Origin of the sequence: Priestia aryabhattai B8W22 (assembly GCF_000956595.1) — a bacterium.
GTDB classification, from domain to species: Bacteria; Bacillota; Bacilli; order Bacillales; family Bacillaceae_H; genus Priestia; species Priestia aryabhattai.
Genome location: NZ_JYOO01000042.1, coordinates 1 through 19042 on the forward strand (window position 1 = coordinate 1; position 19042 = coordinate 19042).

Genomic DNA, 19042 nt, shown 5'->3' on the forward strand with positions numbered 1-19042 from the left:
TATATTTGGAGCGGGTGATGAGAATCGAACTCACGACATCAGCTTGGAAGGCTGAGGTTTTACCACTAAACTACACCCGCAATATGGCGCGCCCGAGAGGAGTCGAACCCCTAACCTTTTGATCCGTAGTCAAACGCTCTATCCAATTGAGCTACGGGCGCTTCTTATGATGTTTACCGCCGTTGTTTTGGCGACTTTATTATAATATCATTTCTTTTTTCTTATGTCAACACTTTTTGAAAAGTTTTTTTGGTGCGGCCGAGAGGACTTGAACCTCCACGGGGTCGCCCCCACTAGGCCCTCAACCTAGCGCGTCTGCCATTCCGCCACGACCGCTAAATACATAAAATGAATAAGATGCGGGTGAAGGGACTTGAACCCCCACGTCGTAAAGACACTAGATCCTAAGTCTAGCGCGTCTGCCAATTCCGCCACACCCGCAAGAAATGAAAATGAGCCATGAAGGACTCGAACCTTCGACCCTCTGATTAAAAGTCAGATGCTCTACCAACTGAGCTAATGGCTCTTTATGGCTGGGCTAGCTGGATTCGAACCAACGCATGACGGAATCAAAATCCGTTGCCTTACCGCTTGGCGATAGCCCAATAATTTTAAATGGCGGTCCCGACGGGAATCGAACCCGCGATCTCCTGCGTGACAGGCAGGCATGTTAACCGCTACACCACGGGACCATCCAAAATTATGTATAAAACAGTCAAATGGTGGAGGATGACGGGATCGAACCGCCGACCCCCTGCTTGTAAGGCAGGTGCTCTCCCAGCTGAGCTAATCCTCCACAGAATATGTGAATAAAAATCAATGGTGACCCGTACGGGATTCGAACCCGTGTTACCGCCGTGAAAGGGCGGTGTCTTAACCGCTTGACCAACGGGCCATTATAAATGGCGGAGAAGGAGGGATTTGAACCCTCGCGCCGCTTACACGACCTACACCCTTAGCAGGGGCGCCTCTTCAGCCACTTGAGTACTTCTCCATATGGCTCCACAGGTAGGACTCGAACCTACGACCGATCGGTTAACAGCCGATAGCTCTACCACTGAGCTACTGTGGAATAATATTCATCAGACTTCTTACATTGTAATCGACATTATATGTAATGTCAATAAGTTTTTGTAATTTCTTTGCCGTTTATTTGAGACGGCTTTATTAATTTATCATAATCAATCTATTTTAGTCAAGCATCTTCTACATTTTTTTTAATTTACCTTTACACTTCCCACACACATATTTAACCGTGTTCACTTTTCTTTTTCGAACATATTTTTGCTCACACTGCATACATACATATATGTGCTCTTTTTTCTTTCCATCACTTTCTTTTTTCAATGCCTGACAAAATCGGGGGGCGCCTACTTCTTTCATTAGGCTTTTAAAGTCTTGATCTCCATGCTTATACCCTTTCCCCTCAATATGCAAATGATAGTGACAGAGCTCATGCTTAATAATTTCTACTATTTCCTGTCTGCCATATTGTTCAAAGTATTTGTAGTTTACTTCTATATTAGATGTACGTAATAAATACCTTCCACCTGTCGTACGTAAACGAGAATTAAAAGTGGCTTCATGACGAAATGGTTTGTGAAACAGCTTCAATGAAATTTCTTCTACAAGTATTTGTAAATCCTTATCATTCATCTTATATACTCCTCTACTGTATGAAATCACCTGACTAGCTCTTTGGGCATACACTTCATTACATACTCACTATTTACCTTATCATAAATGAAAAGGAGTGATTGTCCTTATGCCAATGTGGCTACAAAAACAAATGAGGCGCGCTTATTCTGAAAAAGACCGTGCACAAATAAAATTGCTCAATCAATGTTGGTTTTTTTATCAAAAAAATAACTCCGCTTCTTAAATCACTTCTTTTTACAAATAAAATTGCCTTTTCAGAAAATCTGAAAAGGCAATTTTATTATTGATGAGGTGGAATCATCGTCAGTGCGACTCTTCCTTTTTTCATATCTACGTCTTCTACCCACACATTCACCAAATCTCCTACTGAAACGACATCGAGGGGGTGCTTAACGTACCGATTCGTTAATTTAGAAATATGGACTAGACCGTCTTGCTTAACTCCTATATCGATGAACGCTCCGAAGTCTACGACGTTTCGCACCGTGCCTTCAAGCTGAATACCTTTTGCTAGATCCTCTAGCTTCAAAATATCCTGACGGAGCAAAGGTTTTGGCAGTTCGTCACGGGGATCTCTTTCCGGTCTTACGAGCGCTTCTATAATATCTTTTAAAGTAAGCTCCCCTATGCTTAATTCTTCTGATATTTCGGGTAAAGAAATATGTTTTAATGCTTCTTTTACTTTCTCCGTTCCAAGCTCAGTCTCTTTCACTTCCGCTTTCTTTAAAAGCTTTTTAACGTCTCCATATGTTTCAGGATGGATACCCGTTCTGTCTAAAGGTTCTTCACCTTCTATAATACGTAAAAACCCAATACACTGCTCATACGTTTTAGCACCTAGACGCGGAATTTTCTTCAACTGTTTTCGGTTAGAGAATTTCCCGTTTTCATCCCGATATTTTACAATGTTTTGAGCAACTGTCTTATTTAGACCAGCAACGTATTGTAGAAGCGAAGCAGAAGCCGTGTTTGCATTTACTCCTACCTGATTTACTACTGTCTCTACAATAAAAGTCAGTGAATCATTTAATTGCTTTTGAGACACATCATGCTGATACTGCCCTACCCCTACCGACTTAGGATCAATTTTCACAAGTTCAGCCAGCGGATCTTGCAGCCTTCTGGCAATCGATACAGCGCTTCGCTCTTCTACTTGAAAATCAGGAAATTCTTCTCTAGCAACATCAGAAGCCGAATATACGCTTGCTCCCGCTTCATTCACAATCAAATAATAAACTGGGTTTTCAATTTCTTTAAGAACATCCGCTACAAATTGCTCCGTTTCGCGAGATGCCGTTCCGTTTCCAATTGCCACTACTTCAATAGGATATTCAGCGAACATTTTCTTTAATTTAGTTTGCGCTTCAGCTGCTTTTCTCACAGGAGGATGTGGATAAATAACATCAATTTTTAATACCTTGCCTGTTTCATCTACTACAGCTAATTTGCAGCCTGTTCGAAAAGCTGGATCTACTCCTAATACCACTTTTCCTTTCAATGGAGGCTGGAGAAGAAGCTTTCGTAAGTTTTCAGAGAAGATGTGAATAGCTCTTTCTTCCGCTTTTTCTGATAGCTCTTTACGGATTTCACGTTCAATAGATGGTTCTATTAAGCGTTTATAGGCATCTTCTATAGCTGAGATGATATGACCTTCAGCTGAAGAATCCCTTTTCTTGATTACTTCTTTATGTAAATATGAAAGAATACGATCTGTAGGCGCATCAATACTCACTTTTAAAATACCGTCTTTTTCTCCTCTATTCATAGCTAAAATACGATGAGGAACGATTCGTTTTACCGCTTCTGTATACTCATAGTACATTTCATAGATATTTTTTTCATCTTTTTCCCGATCTTTGACTGAAGTAACAATTATGCCATCTTTTACAGTGGTCGCACGAATCCATTGACGGTAAGATGCTTCGTCAGAAATTTGTTCCGCTACAATGTCTAGGGCTCCCTGAATAGCTTCGTCAGAAGATTGAACTCCTGATTCTTCATTTATGTATGTTTGCGCTTCATTCTTCACTTCAGAACGCGGAAAGCTTAGTAGCCACTGTGCTAATGGTTCAAGACCTTTTTCTTTTGCTACAGTTGCTTTTGTACGTCGTTTTTGCTTAAAAGGGCGGTATAAATCTTCTACCTGCTGCAATTTCTTCGCTTGATGAATTTGAGCAGCCAGTTCCTCAGTTAATTTCCCTTGCTCTTCAATTAATCGACGAACTTCCTCTTTACGCTCCTCTAAATTCATTAAGTAGTTCCAGGAATCTAAAATATTCCGGATTTGGACTTCATCCAAAGCACCAGTTTGTTCTTTTCTATATCGAGCAATAAAGGGAACTGTATTACCATCTTCTACTAAAGCAATTACGTTTTGTACTTGCTTTTGTGAAATCTCTACCTCTTTACTTACACGTTGGACAATTTGATTATCTAATTTCGTTGCAACAGACACAGCTTATCCTCCTACCTAAATGAAACTTTGTCTCTATTGTAACAAAACTCACATGCAATAACACATGTGAGCTAAAAAGAAAGGCTATGCAGTTGGAAGATGACCAGCGATATACGTAATATCGTCATTATGAGAGCGAATTGCTGCCTGTAGCCGTGTCGACAATTGATCTACATTCATCGAGTTAGCAAAAACAGATTTAATCTCTTTTAATTCTAAGCCATCTGTATGAATCAAAAATTTAGAACCGGAGTCATACGGGAAGGTTTGGGTGCGGAACTTTTGAATTTTCCCTGATAAAAAACCTTGAATTGGCAGAGGGTACGTTAATTTCCCCTCCGGAGAATACAGATAAAAGCGGATATTACCTACATTTGTGTAATGAAATTCGTTATGTTTTTTATCAATTTTCAAAATAGCTACTGCCGCACCTCTTGTGTGTCGAGTAGCTTTGTTGCACTTAGAAATGATCTCATCCACATCCAGATGATGATGAGCTTTCGCTACATCCGTAACAGCTACAGAAGCGGCTCTCGCTTGTTCACCGCTTCCTAATCCATCTGCCACTGCACACAGAAAATAGTCATCCGTTTCTTTGACATAGTAACTATCTCCACAACACACGTTCCCCTGCTTTGGTTCTTGATATATATGAGTTTGAATCGACTTTGTATTAGGGTCTACTGTCATCACGACATATACTCCGAATCGTTAGAATCTGAGCGAGCTGCAGTCCTTAGCTTATCAAGAGCTCTTCTTTGCAGTCGAGATACATGCATTTGAGAAATCCCTAGCTTCTCACCGGCATCTTTTTGACTCAGATTTTCAATAAATGTATAGCGAATTACTTCTTTTTCTCTATCGCTTAATACATGAAGAATCTTTTCTAACACTAAGCGCTGATCAGTTTTCTCATAACCCGACTCTTGTTCACCTACTAAATCAAGGATTGTAACAGTACTTCCATCAGAGTCTGCTTCAATGGAATGATCAACAGACAACGCTTGATAACTTTGCCCCATCTCCATCGTTTCTAAAATTTCTTCCTCTGTCACTCCGATATGATCAGCAATTTCTTTTACTTGAGGAGATCGCTGTAAACGGGTTGTTAGCTCTTCGACAGCTGCTTTAATTTTAGGACCTAATTCTTTGATGCGGCGCGGTACGTGAACACTCCACGTTTTATCGCGTAAAAATCGCTTAATCTCTCCAATGATTGTAGGAACAGCAAACGATTCAAAGCTTCTTCCAAATGAAGCATCATACCTTCTAATAGCTCCTAACAGTCCTAGCATCCCTACCTGCACAATATCTTCATGTAAGCTTCTGCCTTTTGAATAACGACGTGCAATAGATTCAACAAGGTTCTTGTAATGTACTACTAGATCACTTTGTGCTTCTTCATCCTGCGTCTTTTGAAAGCGCTCAATTCGTTCCTGAACCTGTTCTTTAGTTAATTTCATAGGTTGAGACTGTGTTTTCATCACTCTCCACCTGCTCTCTTTGCACATACTTAGTCATCATTAGCGTTACACCTTTTGAATTGACCATTTTCACTTCGTCCATTAGTGTTTCAATTAAATATAAACCAAGTCCACCTTCAGGAAGAAATTCAACTTCTTTTGATGTTTCATAAGGTCCTATATGTTCCTTAAGCTCTTCAAAATTAAAGCTTTCACCTTTATCGACCACCATGATTTCTAAACGGTCATCAAATAAACCAAAACCTACTCTCACTTCACCATTTTCTTCACTCTTGTAAGCATGCTGTACGGCATTTGTACATGCCTCACTCACGGCAATTTTCATATCTTCAATTTCATCATAAGAAAAACCCATCCGGTTCGCTACACCAGACAGCGTCAGTCGAATAATTGCTACGTAGTCTGGCTTAGCAGGAATCTTCATCTCAACAAAGTCATAAGGCTGTTTCATTTTACGCCACCTTCTACTTGTGAATTCACGTTTAAAATGTCTGTGAGGCCCGTAATATCAAATAAGCGCTTGATGCGCTCTGATACACCAACAAATTTCAAAGAACCGTTATTTTTCTTATTGGCTTTTAACAATGCAATAAATACACCTAGTCCTGTACTATCCATGTATGATACATCGGTTAAATCGACTATAATTTCCGGTTCAGTATGTTCAGTAATTTCCATGAACTTTTCTTTTAGCTTAGGTGCTGTATATGCGTCAATCTCTCCAGCCAGCTTAATACGATATGCTTGACCGTCCTTTTGTATATCTATTTTTAAATTCATCGTATTAGTAGACCCCCTCTAATTTTGTGCTATATTTTCTGTACCCTTATTTAGAATACTTAAACTAAACTCTTCAAAATAATCAATGTAAAGTCATCCCTCAATTGAAAATGCTGTAATTTCTCCAGCTCTTTATATACAGATTCTACAATTTCTTGAGGAGACAAATGCATGTATTTTCGAATTAATTTTATGATGTCCAATCTTTCGATAAATCCTTCTTCAGTTCTGCATTCTGTTACACCATCTGTTAATAGAACAATCATATCGTCTTTTGAAAGCTGCTGCTCGTACTGAAGATATTTCACATGACGATCGACTCCTAGCACGAGTCCTTTTGCTTCCAAATCTTCAAATGAATCAGCTTTAGCATCATAATAAAAGCCTGGCTCATGCCCTGCAGATGCGTAATCAAATAAGTTTGTCTCGGGATTATAGCTTCCGTAGAACATCGTAATAAACATACTTGGATCTACGTTTCGCTCTACAATATTATTCAAGTTCTCTAATACGTAACTTGGATTTTTTCTTGAGTCCGGTAAGCTGTCCATTGCATACTTGATCATAGACATACACATTGCAGCTGGAATTCCTTTTCCGATCACATCGGCAATGGCAATACTTAACCCACCGTGCTCTTCTTCTACAAAGTGAAAATAATCTCCGTTCATCTGTTTAGCGGGTACACTAATAGCGCCAATTTCTAAGGTTGAACTAGCCGGAACCTTTGTCCCCAACAGCGTCTGCTGGACGTTAGCGGCAACTTCAATTTCAGAACGAAGTTCCCGCTGCTTATTTTTTAATGTTTGGTGCTCACGAAGAGCAAGACCGTAGCTGATCATTACTTCAAGTAAAAAGTCTAGAGAATGCAGCACTTTTTCTGGAATATCAGAATAAATTTCTTCAATCACTTCTTTATGAATGCTCACAATATCTTCTGGCGATATTTCATTCTCTAAAGATTTTCTACTTAGTTTTTGTCCTTGATACAAAATTTGTTCATTTTGTGTTTGGATATAGTTCCCCAAAATATCTTTGTATAAATCTCTCATCTCTTTATCAAAAGACATTATCTATTTCCTCCTACCGGAGCCACTTAACTGCTTTAATCTCAGTACCTTCTCCGACATTTGTTTCGATGTCAAACTCATCCATCAATCGTTTTACCCCAGGAAGCCCAGCTCCTAGCCCACCCGATGTTGAGTATCCATCTTCCATTACTTTGCGAACGTCGGGGATACCTGGCCCTTCATCTGTTGCTACGACAAGAAGACCGTTTTTTCCTCCACGATTTAATTTCTCAATATAGATTTGACCCTTACCCGCATATAGGTAAATATTACGAGCTAATTCAGAAATGGCGGTTGTAATACGAGCTTGGTCAACTGTTCCAAACCCTAGCTCTTTCGACACATTTCTACCTAATTGGCGTGCCGCTACGATGTCCCATTCTGTTACGATTTTTACGCTGGATTGGAATTCCATATACTAATCCCCCAATTCCGATTGGAGTTTCTCAAGACCTTTTTCTAAATCGAGTGCAGTAAGAACATCGTTTAGGCCAATCCCTAACTCAACAAGTGTAATAGCTACTGCAGGCTGGATACCTGTTAATACTACTCTGGCCCCCATCAAATTAGACATGCTAACCACGTCACCTAACACTTTTGCGATGAATGAATCGATCATATCAATTGAAGTTAAATCGATTACCACTCCTTTTGCTCCAGTTTGATGAATTTTACTTAGCAAATCTTCTTGGAATTGAATAGCCGTTTGATCATCCAGCTCCCATTGAATGGATACCAATAAATAGTCGTACAATTTCAAAATGGGTATTCTCACGTTTATTCCTCCGATTCTATATCAACTATTTTCCGCTCAGTCATTTCTAACGCAAACTCTACACCTTTTTTTAAAGAGTTTTTCGTAATAATTTCGTTTAAGTTAATACCTAAGTTCACAATAGTCTGAGCAATTTCCGGACGAATTCCTACTAACAAACACTTGGCTCCAACCAAACGTACAGCTTCAGCAGCTTGAATGATATGATGGGCAACCATCGTATCTACTACTGGTACTCCGGTAATATCTATTAATACGACCTCTGATCGGTGTTTTACGACACCTTGCAGTAAATTTTCCATAATTTTCTTCGCGCGATCAGTGTCAATTGTTCCTACAAGCGGCATTACCGTAATTTTATCAAATACCGGTATTAATGGAGCAGACAATTCTTGAAGTGCAACTTTTTGCAACATAACTGTATTTTCCCACGAGTTGGAGTATTGTTCTACTATTTTGTTATAAATAGGGCTTAACCACTTGTCAAACCGATAGAATAATTCGGAATGAGTTTGATCAGCCTTTACATGTTCACTGTTTACATACCCTTCAACCACTACATGCCCCAAGTTACGTACACCCTGTGTCAAATAAGCAAGAGGCCATCCTAAACTCACAACTCGTCCTACTACTTCCTCTAGTTCCTCGGCAAAATTTTCCTGATCACGGAATGCTTTTGCCAAAAGTAAATTTACAAAATCAGAGCTTACATTTACGTACACTTGCTCGGATACAATGTTTTTAATCCGCTCTGTTTCCACATCATTCATTAACACTAGCCATCGATCAAAAATTTCTGATTTATGATTTTGTATATAATTGAATAAATCTTGATTCATGAGGTCCTCCTTGTGAGTCAATACACTCATTTATATCTATATATATATTATCATTTTTAAAACGTTTCTTATTACAATATACGTTTACTGATTATTCCTAGTCAAATTAAAAAAGTTGCTCATAAAGGAGCAACTTAGCATAAATGGAAGTATAATTCTAAAAGTCGATAAGTCCTACACTGATTTGCAAGGCTTCATCCACTCTGTCCATCATTTCATCATCTAAATGGGTAATCTTGTCTGTTAGCCTCTGTTTATCAATAGTACGAATTTGTTCTAGTAAAATAACTGAATCTCGCTCAAATCCATAGCGCTTTGCATCAATTTCAACATGCGTAGGTAACTTTGCCTTTTGAATTTGAGCAGTGATCGCAGCTACAATAACAGTTGGGCTAAAACGATTGCCTATATCATTTTGAATGACAAGTACAGGGCGAACGCCTCCTTGTTCTGAGCCAACAACAGGAGATAGGTCAGCAAAATAAACGTCGCCACGTTTGACTACCAAGTCATTACCCCCCGCTTACTAAACGATCCACAGTATGATCAGCTTCATACTCTGCTAGAAAAGCCTCGGAAGCAATATTTAAGTTTATCTTTGCCATCTCCATATATCCACGTCTCATTGATTCGCGAATATGGCGTTTTTTTCGCTCACGAAGGTACAATTTTGTTGCTTGGTGAATAAAATCACTTCGGTTGCCATTTTCTTGTTTAACCATAAGATCGAGCTCCGATACTAAATTTTTCGGTAATCTTACTAGGATTTCTGTAGTTGCGCTCGCTTCAGACACAAACATACACCTCCAACATCAATACACACACCAATAGTCTCATCTTTCCTTATCATAACATTGATTAGCTTTAATGGAAAGTTAATTCTGTCAATTTCTACACTATTATCGTCAATTGATACCCTCTTTTATGCATGGAAGTTATTATTTTATTGTCTTTTGTTCAAAGGCTTTTTATGTTGACTCAGGAAGATATATATTCAGCGCAAGATATAATTATTAACATCAATGTGCTGCGAATCTCTTGTATAAACCCTCGGAACCCTTGCTGCAATCATGCAAGGGATTTCATAATTGATTGTTTCAAGATGCTTCGCTACTTCATCAATTGTAATTTCAGCACCTTTTTGTTTCCCGATAAATGTAACTTTTGTACCCATTTTATACATTTTAGGTAATTTAATCATCAATTGGTCCATGCATATCCTACCAACAATTGGCATTTTAACTCCATCTACTAACACTTCAAAATTACTTAATTTACGAATCCAGCCGTCTGCATATCCTACTGGAATAGTAGCAATCCATTCATCTTCTTTAGCTTCATAAGTAGCTCCGTAACTGATATGACTGCCTTTTTTGACTTTTTTAACATGCACAATACGGCTGTGCAGCGAAAAAGCTTGTTTTAACGGAATTGGCAAGACTTCTTTTAATTCCTCAGAAGGACTTAAGCCATACATAGAGATACCTAAGCGTACGCCATTAAAGATATCTTTGGGACGACGAAGCAAGGCTGCGCTATTTGCACAGTGAATCATCGGAGGTGTAAAATTATGCTCTTTCACAATTCGAACCATTTCTTCAAAGAATGTGTATTGTTCTTCAAAATAAGATGAGTTTAGCTCGTCTGCTGTTGCAAAGTGTGTAAACACTCCATCCAGCACGAATCCTGAATGAGAAGCGATGATTTTCATCGTTTCATGTAATTCTTCTTTTGTTCTAATTCCCAAGCGCCCCATGCCTGTATCTATTTTTAAATGCATATGCAACTGACTGTTTTCACCGAGTACAGACGCCGCTTCTTCAATCCAAGCTTTGCTGTAAGCAGTGACCGTTACACCCCACTCCAATGCGGTTTGAATGTGTAAGGTAGGTACGGCTCCTAATACTAAAATGGATTCCTTTATTCCTTTTTTCCGAAGAGCAATAGCTTCATCCAAAAAAGCTACAGCTAGCGTATCAGCGCCCGCTTGAAGCGCAATCTCTGCTACTTCTTTATCCCCATGCCCGTACGCATTGGCCTTTACTACGGCCATTAGCATTTTATGCCCCGGTATCAGTTCTCTTACATGATTCACATTTTGAAAAATGGCTTCTACATCAATTTCTGCCCATGTTTCTCTATAAAATGCATCCATTACTACGACACTTCCTTTTTTCAGAACCATTCTAAACGTACTTTCCTCTGTTAGTATAATACATCTATAGCCAAACTTCATCTCGATCTTTATTCAAATTAAGCAAGAACAAGCCTACATATATGCAGGCTTGTAAGCTTCTCTTATTTTCCCATCTGACTTTGCACAGATCTAGCAACTGTACTCAATTCATCTGGTGTTAGCTGATCAGAAGCCAGCATAAAGTCTACTCCATTATATGTCCAAGATAGACTTTTATCCGTTAAAGCTCCCACAGTAAAACCTAAATCAAATGGCTCTCCGGCAGTAACTGTAGATGTTGCTGTTTTAGCTACTTGAGCTTTTTCTTGTACAAGCGTAAACGGCTTTTCTCCTTTGTACATTAAAACAACTCTCTCGCCATTTTCCGTCTCAATTTTCTTTTCCTTGGACAGCTTTGTACCTTTTGGAACATCCTTAGGATAAAGAACGCTAAATGATTTTTGCTGAGCTAATGTCGGAACGTCAATCTTTGCACTTGTCATGTTCCTTTTTGTATCAAAAGCCCCTTTATCAAACTTAGAATCGAACTTCACCTTAGAGAAATCAACTTTTATTAACACTTTATTATCCGTATCCATGATTTTAACCGAAACAGGCGCTAAGTCACTTTTGTTCAGCGTAATTTCTTGCTTAGGAAGCATTGTGCTATTTTGATAGTTGGTTTTTGTTTCAAAAATATAATGCTTATCCGTCGATTTAAAACTTGCCTTTTCATCCTTTACAATATCTTGGACAAGGGATTCATACAAATAGGCTTGACTGCTATTTTGCGGCCAGTCGCTTTGAAAACGAAAGCTTTTATTTAAGGCAGGCGTTAAAACAAAAACCCCTTCATCATTACGCAAAATCATTTGGCTTTGATCTTTCTTTGTATTTTTCAAATTCACTCGATAATACATAGGCTTACTATGCCAAATCTCTACATCGTATACTTGAGCATCTTTCCCTGTATTTAATGTCATCTTAGCATCTGATTTATACCCCGCCATTTCTTGTACCTTGGCATCCAATGCATCTGTTACATCCTGCTGACTTTTTTCACCGCATGCTGATAAGGCTAAGAGAAAAAAGGCGCAAACAAATAAGCCAATCCATTTTTTATGCATTTCCCCAACTCCTTTATTTCGTATATTCACAACTAAACGGAGAAGCAAGAACATATCTTGTCTCCCCTATCCACACTATGAATATATGAACAAGAAATAGTGAATATGCAGACTAGCTTGACAAGCGTTCAATAATTACTTGAGCAATCGCATAGTGCGCACTGTGGGAAATAGATACGTGTACCGACGCGTCCAGTGGTTGTTTTGTAACAATGTGGGGTTTTCCTCTTTCATCATTCACGATTTCAATATCTTGGAAGCTGAAATCTTTCCCTATTCCTGTTCCAAGAGCTTTCGAATATGCTTCCTTCACAGCAAATCTTCCTGCTAAAAATTCGACCTTGCGTCGGCTTGATAGCTTTTCATAGCGTTCTCTTTCGTTTTTTGTTAAAATCCGAGTAATAAAAGCGCTTTGACGCTGCACCATTTTTTCAATCCGCTCTAACTCTGTAATATCAATTCCAGTTCCTATAATCATTTTCATTTAATCCTCTCTTACAGAATAGTATATAAAAATGCCTTTATAAAAAGGAGTGACAAATATGTTCGTACGCACAGAAAATGCAGCTGAATTTAAACGTTTTTATCCTGTTACCTTCACGCTTATCTGCATCCACATTGCGCTATGGTTACTTGCCGCTCTTCCCTCACACCTTGCAGAATCTTTTATACATCAGCTTATTGGTATGAATAGCTTAATTTCCCAAGGAGACTACTGGCGGCTTTTCACACCTATCTTTTTGCATCTAAGCTTTTCACACCTTCTTTTTAACTCATTTTCATTGTTCTTGTTAGGACCGGGTGCTGAGCGCATTCTTTCTTCTTATAAGTTTCTTCTATTCTACCTTACGTGTGGATTGCTTGGAAATATCGTTACATTTCTAATCCAACCTTCTTTTTACAGCCACGTGGGTGCATCCGGTGCCATTTTCGGACTGCTTGGATTTTACCTCTATCTTGTCATAAAACAAAAGCATATGCTTTCTAAAAGCAACCAGCAAATCATTGTCGTTTTTTTAGTTATTGGATTACTTTCAGGTCTGCTAACCCCAGGAACCAACAACACTGCTCATTTCGCTGGAGGTATTGCTGGATTTCTTCTCGCTTTTCTTATATTCAAACAGAAAAACAAGCCACAGATATGAGGCCTGCTTTAGGATTTAATATAAAAAGTGGATGAGTTAATAAATTCCACATCTTCATAAGACTTTAAATCTCTTACTAACTGAAAGAGTGCTTCATCTTTTTTCTTAGCTTCAATCATGCAATCAATTTGCGGTATTGTTCCATTTACTTCTTTTAAAAAGCTGTAAAACCCATTAACATCGATATAATCTGCATGAGCTCTAAATTCTTTATCACTTTTAGGACTAGATATATGCATTTTTAGAGGCAGCGTTTCATGTTCCCATGTTCGAATGATACGGTCCCAATGCTCTTGCCATGAAGTTTCATCGTTGTTCGCCTGATGATGATGAAGATCAAAAATGATTGGGACATTTAGTTTTTCACATAAATACAGGACGTCCTTTATATGAAAGGTTGTATCGTCGTTTTCCAACATAATCATTTGCTGAAGGGATTGAGGTACAAGCCCCCAATTATGAATAAACTGCTCCAGTGCTTTTTCTTTATCATTATAAGCTCCTCCAACATGTAAAACACAGCGATTTTGAAGCGGAATATTCATTCCTTTCAGCAACTTTTGATGCATGCGAAGAGTTTGGATAGAATGCTTAAAAACCTCTTTATCCGTTGAGTTTAAAACAACAAAATGATCCGGGTGAAAATCTACTCGCATTGGGTGTTCCTTCAAAAATACAGAAATACGCTGAAGAGCATCTTTTAAAGGAGCTATGTAGTTCCACTCTTTTAGCGCCTCATGGTTAGCTAATGGAATTAACTTAGAACTGAATCGAAAAAACTCAATTTCACTCCACGCGTTATGTTTTAATAACCGTAAGCAGTTTTCTAAGTTGGATATTGCAATACGTTCGAGCTTGCGAATGGCCGCTTCATGGTCTTTCACACGCTGAAATTGTGCAAAAGTCATGGTTTGAGAAGGAGAACTATTTTCCAAATGAACGCTCATCGCCACATAACCTAACCGAACAATGGTCGACATTAGTGAACACCCCATTTTATTTTACTCATAGTGTGCACCAATAAAATAGCAATTAACACATAAAAAAAAACGAGCCTGTTAAGGCCCGTTTTTATTTTACGCTTTGCTGCGAGAATCTTTACGATTACTGCTGCTATTGCGATTTCTATTATCACTGCCGTTGCTTCCACCGCGACGCTTGTCACCAAAACGCTTTGAGTTTCCACGACGATTTTGCTGTGAGTAGTTTTTAGAGTTAGAACGTGAACGACCTCCGCCATTTCCACGTTTGTTTTTATCACCTTTTGCAATTACCGGTGGTTCAGCAGTTAATTGAATTGGTGATTCGTTTGGTTCTTTTGTAAATAATTTGATTGCCGCTGCCACTAATGAAACTGAATCGTGCTCTTCAAGTAACTCTTCTGCCAACTGTTTGTAGTAAGATAAGTTGCCTTGTGTCACAGATTCTGTTAATTTGTCAGCTGCAATACGCTGTTGACCTTCCATTGCTTCATCAAGCGTTGGAGGAGTCATACGCTCCATTTTACGTTTTGTTGTACGCTCAATATTGTGTAACTGTCCAGTTTCTCTTGGCGTTACAAATGTCATAGCAGCACCCATTTTACCAGCACGTCCTGTACGTCCGATACGGTGTACATAGCTCTCCGGATCTTGAGGGATATCAAAGTTGTATACATGAGTAACACCAGAAATATCAAGTCCGCGTGCAGCTACGTCTGTCGCAACTAATACATCAATAGAACCTTCTTTAAATTGACGTAGTACAGATAGACGTTTCGATTGCGTCAAGTCACCATGGATACCTTGTGCAGAATAACCACGCATATTTAATGCTTCTGATAACTCATCAACACGGCGCTTTGTACGACCAAAGATGATAGCTAATTCAGGTGATTGCATATCTAAAAGACGAGTAAGGATATCAAATTTACGCTTTTCTTGTACTTCTAAATAATACTGCGTAATGTTTGGCATCGTTACTTCTTTTGCTTTTACTTTTACCACTTTTGGTTCGTTCATGAATTTTTCAGCAATGCGACGGATTGGAGTAGGCATTGTTGCTGAGAATAAAAGTGTTTGGTGGTTCTCAGGTACGTTTGATAAGATTTTTTCAATGTCTTCGATGAATCCCATGTTTAACATTTCATCTGCTTCATCTAAAATAACTGTATGAACGTCTTGTAGACGAAGTGTACGACGATTAATATGATCTAGCATACGCCCTGGTGTCCCTACGATGATATGAGGGTGCTTTTTCAATGCACGAATTTGACGACTGATATCTTGACCACCATAAATTGATAGCACGCGTACGCGCTTTGTTTGACCAATTTTGTAAAGTTCTTCAGATACCTGTACAGCAAGTTCACGAGTAGGAGCAATAATTAACCCTTGAATTGCATCTACGTTTACATCAACTTTTTCAATAAGAGGAATACCAAATGCCGCTGTTTTACCTGTTCCTGTTTGTGCTTGTCCGATCAAATCGTGACCTTCTAGTGCTAATGGGATAGTTTCTGATTGAATTGGTGTTGCTTCTTCAAAACCCATTTTACTCACAGCTTTATTAAGCTGTTGACTTAATCCTAAATCTTGAAATAATGCCAAGTTTTTCAAACTCCTTTTATATTTAGACTATCTATATTTTACAAAAAAAAGCATTCTCCGAGGAAACGGAAAATGCTCTAAACGACTACTTCAATAAATTCAACGTTTAGAGTATAAGCGCCTCAAGACACTCAGACTACATCATAACACTATGGCTTTCCGTTTGCAATAGAGCTTACTTATACTCTTTTTAATATCACGATAATTTATACATCATTTTTGAGATAACTTCCTCAAGCTTCATCCCTCGAGATGCTTTCACTAAAACCACATCTTCTCTTGTTGTAATCGCTGTTAATTTTTTAACAAGCTCATCTTTTTCCTCAAAGTGCATTACCTTATCTTCTGCAAAATTATTTTTTGCTCCTTGCTCAATTTCAACAGATAAGGGACCGTATGTTAGAACATAATCAATTTTTTCTGCCTGAATAAACTCTCCCACTTCTTTGTGGAACTCTTTTTCCTGATCGCCTAATTCAAGCATATCCCCGAGAACAAGAATTTTTTGCTTATAGCCTTCTAAATCATGCATCAACGTGATAGCAGCTTTAACGGACGTTGGACTTGCGTTGTATGCGTCATTAATGAAGGTCAGGCCATCTGTTCGTTTCACAAGCTCCATACGCATATTTGTTAGCTTTAATTCTTTTAAACCCTTAGCGATTGTTTCATTGTCTAGTCCAAAATAATGACCTACCGCAATAGCAGAAAGCGCATTGTGAACATTATGTTTACCTAATACCGGGATAAAGAATGAATATGTTGTTTCACGTGAAACAGTGAATGTTGTTCCTAACTCTTCAGCTGAAATAGCACTTGGATACAAATCGTTTTGTTCTGAGCTGCCAAATGTCACCGTTTCAAATAATGGATTAACTACGCGCGACGTTAAAAGTGGCTCATCACCATTGTAGACAAGCTGACCTGTTGGCGCTAAGCCGCTTGTAATTTCTAATTTTGCCTCCGCAATTCCATCACGACTTCCTAAGTCTTGAAGGTGCGATTCTCCGATATTTGTAATAATGGCCACATCAGGCTCCGCTAAATTAGAAAGAAACTCAATCTCTCCTCGGCTGCTCATGCCCATTTCTAAAACTGCAATATCATGAGTTTCATCTAAACGCAAAATAGTAAGCGGCATGCCAATATGGTTATTAAAGTTTCCATCTGTTTTCAGAACACAGTAAGTTGTATCAAGCACAGCTTTCACCATGTCTTTTGCCGTTGTTTTTCCGTTACTTCCTGTAATGCCCACTACTTTAATATCTAACTCGTGACGATAGGATTTCGCTAATTGCTGAAGAGCTTCTAGCGTATCATCGACTAAAATAACACTAATGTCTGTCGGTGGGTTTTCTTCATCTTTGTTCCACAGAGTAGCGACCGCTCCGTTTTCAGTTGCTTTATCGACAAATGTATGCCCATTAAAACGTTCCCCTTTAATTGGGATATATAAATTGCCTTGCTGAATTGTTCTCGTATCAATTGAGACTCCCTCAATTCCAGCTGCTTTGTTCCCGCTATGAAATACACTTCCTGGAATCATTGCAGCTAGCTGTTTAAGCGTACGTTTAATCATTGTTGGTTTGCTCCTCTCGATATAAAGTAAACTGTGGATACTATTAATTGAAACTAAACACAGAAACACTATTCATGATGAATAGTGTTGTGTGAGTTACATTGTGTGTTTAATTTGCTGCTTTTCGGTATGACGTTCAATTGCTAGTGATACAAGTTTTTCGATTAAATCTGGATATTCAACGCCTGCGTGTTTCCACAATAACGGGAACATACTGAAAGGTGTAAAACCAGGCATCGTATTCACTTCATTAATAATGAATTTACCTTCTGATGTTAAGAAGAAATCTGCACGTACAAGACCAGATCCATCAATTGCTTTAAATGCTTTGATTGCTAGTGCTGACATTTCTTGATGCTGTTCTTCTGTAATTTCAGCTGGAATAATAAGACCTGTATCGCCGTCTTCATATTTTGCTTTGTAATCGTAAAACGCTTTTTTAGGTAAGATTTCTCCAACTACTGAACAAGCTGCTTCATCATTCCCTAACACACCAATTTCAACTTCACGACCAACTGCTGCTGCTTCTACAATGATTTTTCGATCAAATAAGAAGGCTTCAACAAATGCCGCTTCTAACTCTTCGCGGTTATCACATTTGCTAATCCCAACGCTTGAACCCAAGTTTGCTGGTTTAACAAAGCAAGGGTATCCAAGTGCTTCTACTTTTTCATAAGCAGCCGTTCGATCTGCTTCCCACTCGCGGCGGATAAATGATACGTACTCTACTTGAGGCAGACCTGCCTGTGCAAACAGCTGCTTCATTACAACTTTATCCATACCAGCTGCTGAAGCTAATACGCCGTTTCCAACATAAGGAATATTCAATAATTCTAATAATCCTTGTACCGTACCATCTTCTCCATTTGGACCATGAAGAAGCGGGAAAATAACATCTAGCTGATCATCTGTTTTTGAATCTGTTAATGCAAACATTTCTGTATTCAATGAAACTGGTGAAATAGCTGTTCCGTTATCTTGAATTTCTAATTGGGCAACTGTTTCAAGCGGACCAGTCAGCTGTGTGCCGCGAATCCATTTTCCTGTTTCTGTAATGTAAATTGGATGCACTTCATATTTATCGTGATTAATTGCTTTTGAAACTGCTAGAGCTGTTTGTAAAGATACTTTATGTTCAGCGGATTTTCCTCCGTATAAAAGGCCAAGCTTAATTTTCACTGATGTTCCTCCTAACACATATTCATCTTTTCTATTTTATCATGCACGTTTAGATAGTAAACAGAAATATTAACTATTATTACGTATGTCAAAATAGCTAGGCTTGTGAAAGAAATTCCATCGCCTACCTTTATTATTCAGAATTACCTTTTTCTTTAGCTCATTTGCTTTTTCAAAAAACTTTAT

The 19042-nt window shown here is 38.6% G+C and carries 21 protein-coding genes and 11 tRNA genes; 2 read left to right on the plus strand and 30 right to left on the minus strand.

Annotated features, from left to right (window positions below):
- Positions 1-6 precede the first annotated feature (6 nt).
- The 12 genes from N178_RS22810 to N178_RS22865 all read right to left on the minus strand — a co-directional run bounded on the left by N178_RS22810 (position 7) and on the right by N178_RS22865 (position 1656).
- A tRNA-Gly gene (locus N178_RS22810) sits at positions 7-80 on the minus strand.
- A gap of 4 nt (positions 81-84) precedes the next feature.
- Positions 85-161 (minus strand) — tRNA-Arg (locus N178_RS22815).
- Between the two features lie 89 nt (positions 162-250).
- Positions 251-336, minus strand: a tRNA-Leu gene (locus N178_RS22820).
- A gap of 22 nt (positions 337-358) precedes the next feature.
- A tRNA-Leu gene (locus N178_RS22825) sits at positions 359-441 on the minus strand.
- A 12-nt stretch (positions 442-453) separates the two neighbouring features.
- Positions 454-526 (minus strand) — tRNA-Lys (locus N178_RS22830).
- 4 nt (positions 527-530) lie between these two features.
- A tRNA-Gln gene (locus tag N178_RS22835) sits at positions 531-605 on the minus strand.
- 11 nt (positions 606-616) lie between these two features.
- Positions 617-692 (minus strand) — tRNA-Asp (locus N178_RS22840).
- Positions 693-720: 28 nt separating this feature from the next.
- Positions 721-796, minus strand: a tRNA-Val gene (locus N178_RS22845).
- 24 nt (positions 797-820) lie between these two features.
- Positions 821-895: transfer RNA gene (locus N178_RS22850), tRNA-Glu, on the minus strand.
- Positions 896-903: 8 nt separating this feature from the next.
- Positions 904-994, minus strand: a tRNA-Ser gene (locus tag N178_RS22855).
- A gap of 3 nt (positions 995-997) precedes the next feature.
- A tRNA-Asn gene (locus N178_RS22860) sits at positions 998-1072 on the minus strand.
- Positions 1073-1206: 134 nt separating this feature from the next.
- Positions 1207-1656 (minus strand): SprT family protein, encoded by a 450-nt coding sequence (locus N178_RS22865; protein WP_045295104.1) that lies wholly within the window; start codon positions 1654-1656, stop codon positions 1207-1209.
- 109 nt (positions 1657-1765) lie between these two features.
- Between N178_RS22865 and cmpA the strand changes: the two genes are divergently transcribed.
- Positions 1766-1882 carry a cortex morphogenetic protein CmpA gene (gene cmpA, locus N178_RS26655; RefSeq protein WP_013055014.1) on the plus strand — a complete coding sequence of 39 codons (117 nt, stop codon included), beginning with the start codon at positions 1766-1768 and terminating at the stop codon, positions 1880-1882.
- 57 nt (positions 1883-1939) lie between these two features.
- Here the strand turns inward: cmpA and N178_RS22870 are convergent, their stop codons facing one another.
- The 14 genes from N178_RS22870 to acpS all read right to left on the minus strand — a co-directional run bounded on the left by N178_RS22870 (position 1940) and on the right by acpS (position 12843).
- Complete coding sequence (locus N178_RS22870) at positions 1940-4114, minus strand: Tex family protein (protein WP_045295105.1); 2175 nt, start codon at positions 4112-4114, stop codon at positions 1940-1942.
- Positions 4115-4198: 84 nt separating this feature from the next.
- The gene (locus N178_RS22875) at positions 4199-4804 is read right to left on the minus strand and encodes a PP2C family serine/threonine-protein phosphatase (RefSeq protein ID WP_033580804.1); all 606 of its coding nucleotides are present in this window, start codon (positions 4802-4804) and stop codon (positions 4199-4201) included.
- Positions 4804-5598 carry an RNA polymerase sigma factor SigB gene (gene sigB, locus N178_RS22880; protein WP_013055011.1) on the minus strand — a complete coding sequence of 265 codons (795 nt, stop codon included), beginning with the start codon at positions 5596-5598 and terminating at the stop codon, positions 4804-4806. Before sigB ends, N178_RS22875 begins: the two co-directional genes overlap by 1 nt.
- Positions 5564-6049, minus strand: a complete 486-nt coding sequence (rsbW, locus tag N178_RS22885) for an anti-sigma B factor RsbW (protein WP_025753516.1) — start codon at positions 6047-6049, stop codon at positions 5564-5566. Before rsbW ends, sigB begins: the two co-directional genes overlap by 35 nt.
- Entirely contained in the window at positions 6046-6378 is a 333-nt protein-coding gene (locus N178_RS22890) for an anti-sigma factor antagonist (protein WP_013055009.1), read from the minus strand. The genes rsbW and N178_RS22890 overlap by 4 nt, the downstream gene beginning before the upstream one ends.
- Before the next feature lie 59 nt (positions 6379-6437).
- On the minus strand, positions 6438-7448 hold the full coding sequence (locus tag N178_RS22895; RefSeq protein ID WP_045295109.1) for a PP2C family protein-serine/threonine phosphatase: 1011 nt from the start codon (positions 7446-7448) through the stop codon (positions 6438-6440).
- Positions 7449-7461: 13 nt separating this feature from the next.
- Positions 7462-7863 (minus strand): anti-sigma regulatory factor, encoded by a 402-nt coding sequence (locus tag N178_RS22900; RefSeq protein ID WP_013055007.1) that lies wholly within the window; start codon positions 7861-7863, stop codon positions 7462-7464.
- 3 nt (positions 7864-7866) lie between these two features.
- Positions 7867-8223, minus strand: a complete 357-nt coding sequence (locus tag N178_RS22905; protein WP_013055006.1) for an STAS domain-containing protein — start codon at positions 8221-8223, stop codon at positions 7867-7869.
- 2 nt (positions 8224-8225) lie between these two features.
- The gene (locus N178_RS22910) at positions 8226-9062 is read right to left on the minus strand and encodes an RsbT co-antagonist protein RsbRA (protein ID WP_013055005.1); all 837 of its coding nucleotides are present in this window, start codon (positions 9060-9062) and stop codon (positions 8226-8228) included.
- Between the two features lie 157 nt (positions 9063-9219).
- Complete coding sequence (gene ndoA / locus N178_RS22915; protein WP_013055004.1) at positions 9220-9570, minus strand: type II toxin-antitoxin system endoribonuclease NdoA; 351 nt, start codon at positions 9568-9570, stop codon at positions 9220-9222.
- A 4-nt stretch (positions 9571-9574) separates the two neighbouring features.
- Positions 9575-9856, minus strand: coding sequence for a CopG family ribbon-helix-helix protein (locus N178_RS22920; protein ID WP_013055003.1), 282 nt, complete (start codon positions 9854-9856; stop codon positions 9575-9577).
- Positions 9857-10056: 200 nt separating this feature from the next.
- Positions 10057-11298 carry an alanine racemase gene (alr, locus tag N178_RS22925; protein ID WP_415383757.1) on the minus strand — a complete coding sequence of 414 codons (1242 nt, stop codon included), beginning with the start codon at positions 11296-11298 and terminating at the stop codon, positions 10057-10059.
- 62 nt (positions 11299-11360) lie between these two features.
- The gene (locus N178_RS22930) at positions 11361-12419 is read right to left on the minus strand and encodes a LolA family protein (protein ID WP_045295112.1); all 1059 of its coding nucleotides are present in this window, start codon (positions 12417-12419) and stop codon (positions 11361-11363) included.
- A 58-nt stretch (positions 12420-12477) separates the two neighbouring features.
- Entirely contained in the window at positions 12478-12843 is a 366-nt protein-coding gene (gene acpS, locus N178_RS22935) for a holo-ACP synthase (protein ID WP_045295149.1), read from the minus strand.
- A 64-nt stretch (positions 12844-12907) separates the two neighbouring features.
- Here acpS and N178_RS22940 point away from each other — a divergent pair, with 64 nt between their 5' ends.
- Positions 12908-13510 (plus strand): rhomboid family intramembrane serine protease, encoded by a 603-nt coding sequence (locus N178_RS22940; protein ID WP_045295114.1) that lies wholly within the window; start codon positions 12908-12910, stop codon positions 13508-13510.
- Positions 13511-13518: 8 nt separating this feature from the next.
- On the opposite strand, the gene uvsE is transcribed toward N178_RS22940, so the two are convergent.
- The 4 genes from uvsE to N178_RS22960 form a co-directional block, all read right to left on the minus strand.
- Positions 13519-14490, minus strand: coding sequence for a UV DNA damage repair endonuclease UvsE (gene uvsE / locus N178_RS22945; RefSeq protein ID WP_045295117.1), 972 nt, complete (start codon positions 14488-14490; stop codon positions 13519-13521).
- Between the two features lie 96 nt (positions 14491-14586).
- On the minus strand, positions 14587-16098 hold the full coding sequence (cshA, locus tag N178_RS22950) for a degradosome RNA helicase CshA (RefSeq protein ID WP_042992387.1): 1512 nt from the start codon (positions 16096-16098) through the stop codon (positions 14587-14589).
- Positions 16099-16294: 196 nt separating this feature from the next.
- Complete coding sequence (locus N178_RS22955; protein ID WP_045295119.1) at positions 16295-17677, minus strand: UDP-N-acetylmuramoyl-tripeptide--D-alanyl-D-alanine ligase; 1383 nt, start codon at positions 17675-17677, stop codon at positions 16295-16297.
- Between the two features lie 96 nt (positions 17678-17773).
- Positions 17774-18856 (minus strand): D-alanine--D-alanine ligase, encoded by a 1083-nt coding sequence (locus tag N178_RS22960; RefSeq protein WP_028410441.1) that lies wholly within the window; start codon positions 18854-18856, stop codon positions 17774-17776.
- Positions 18857-19042: the final 186 nt, after the last annotated feature.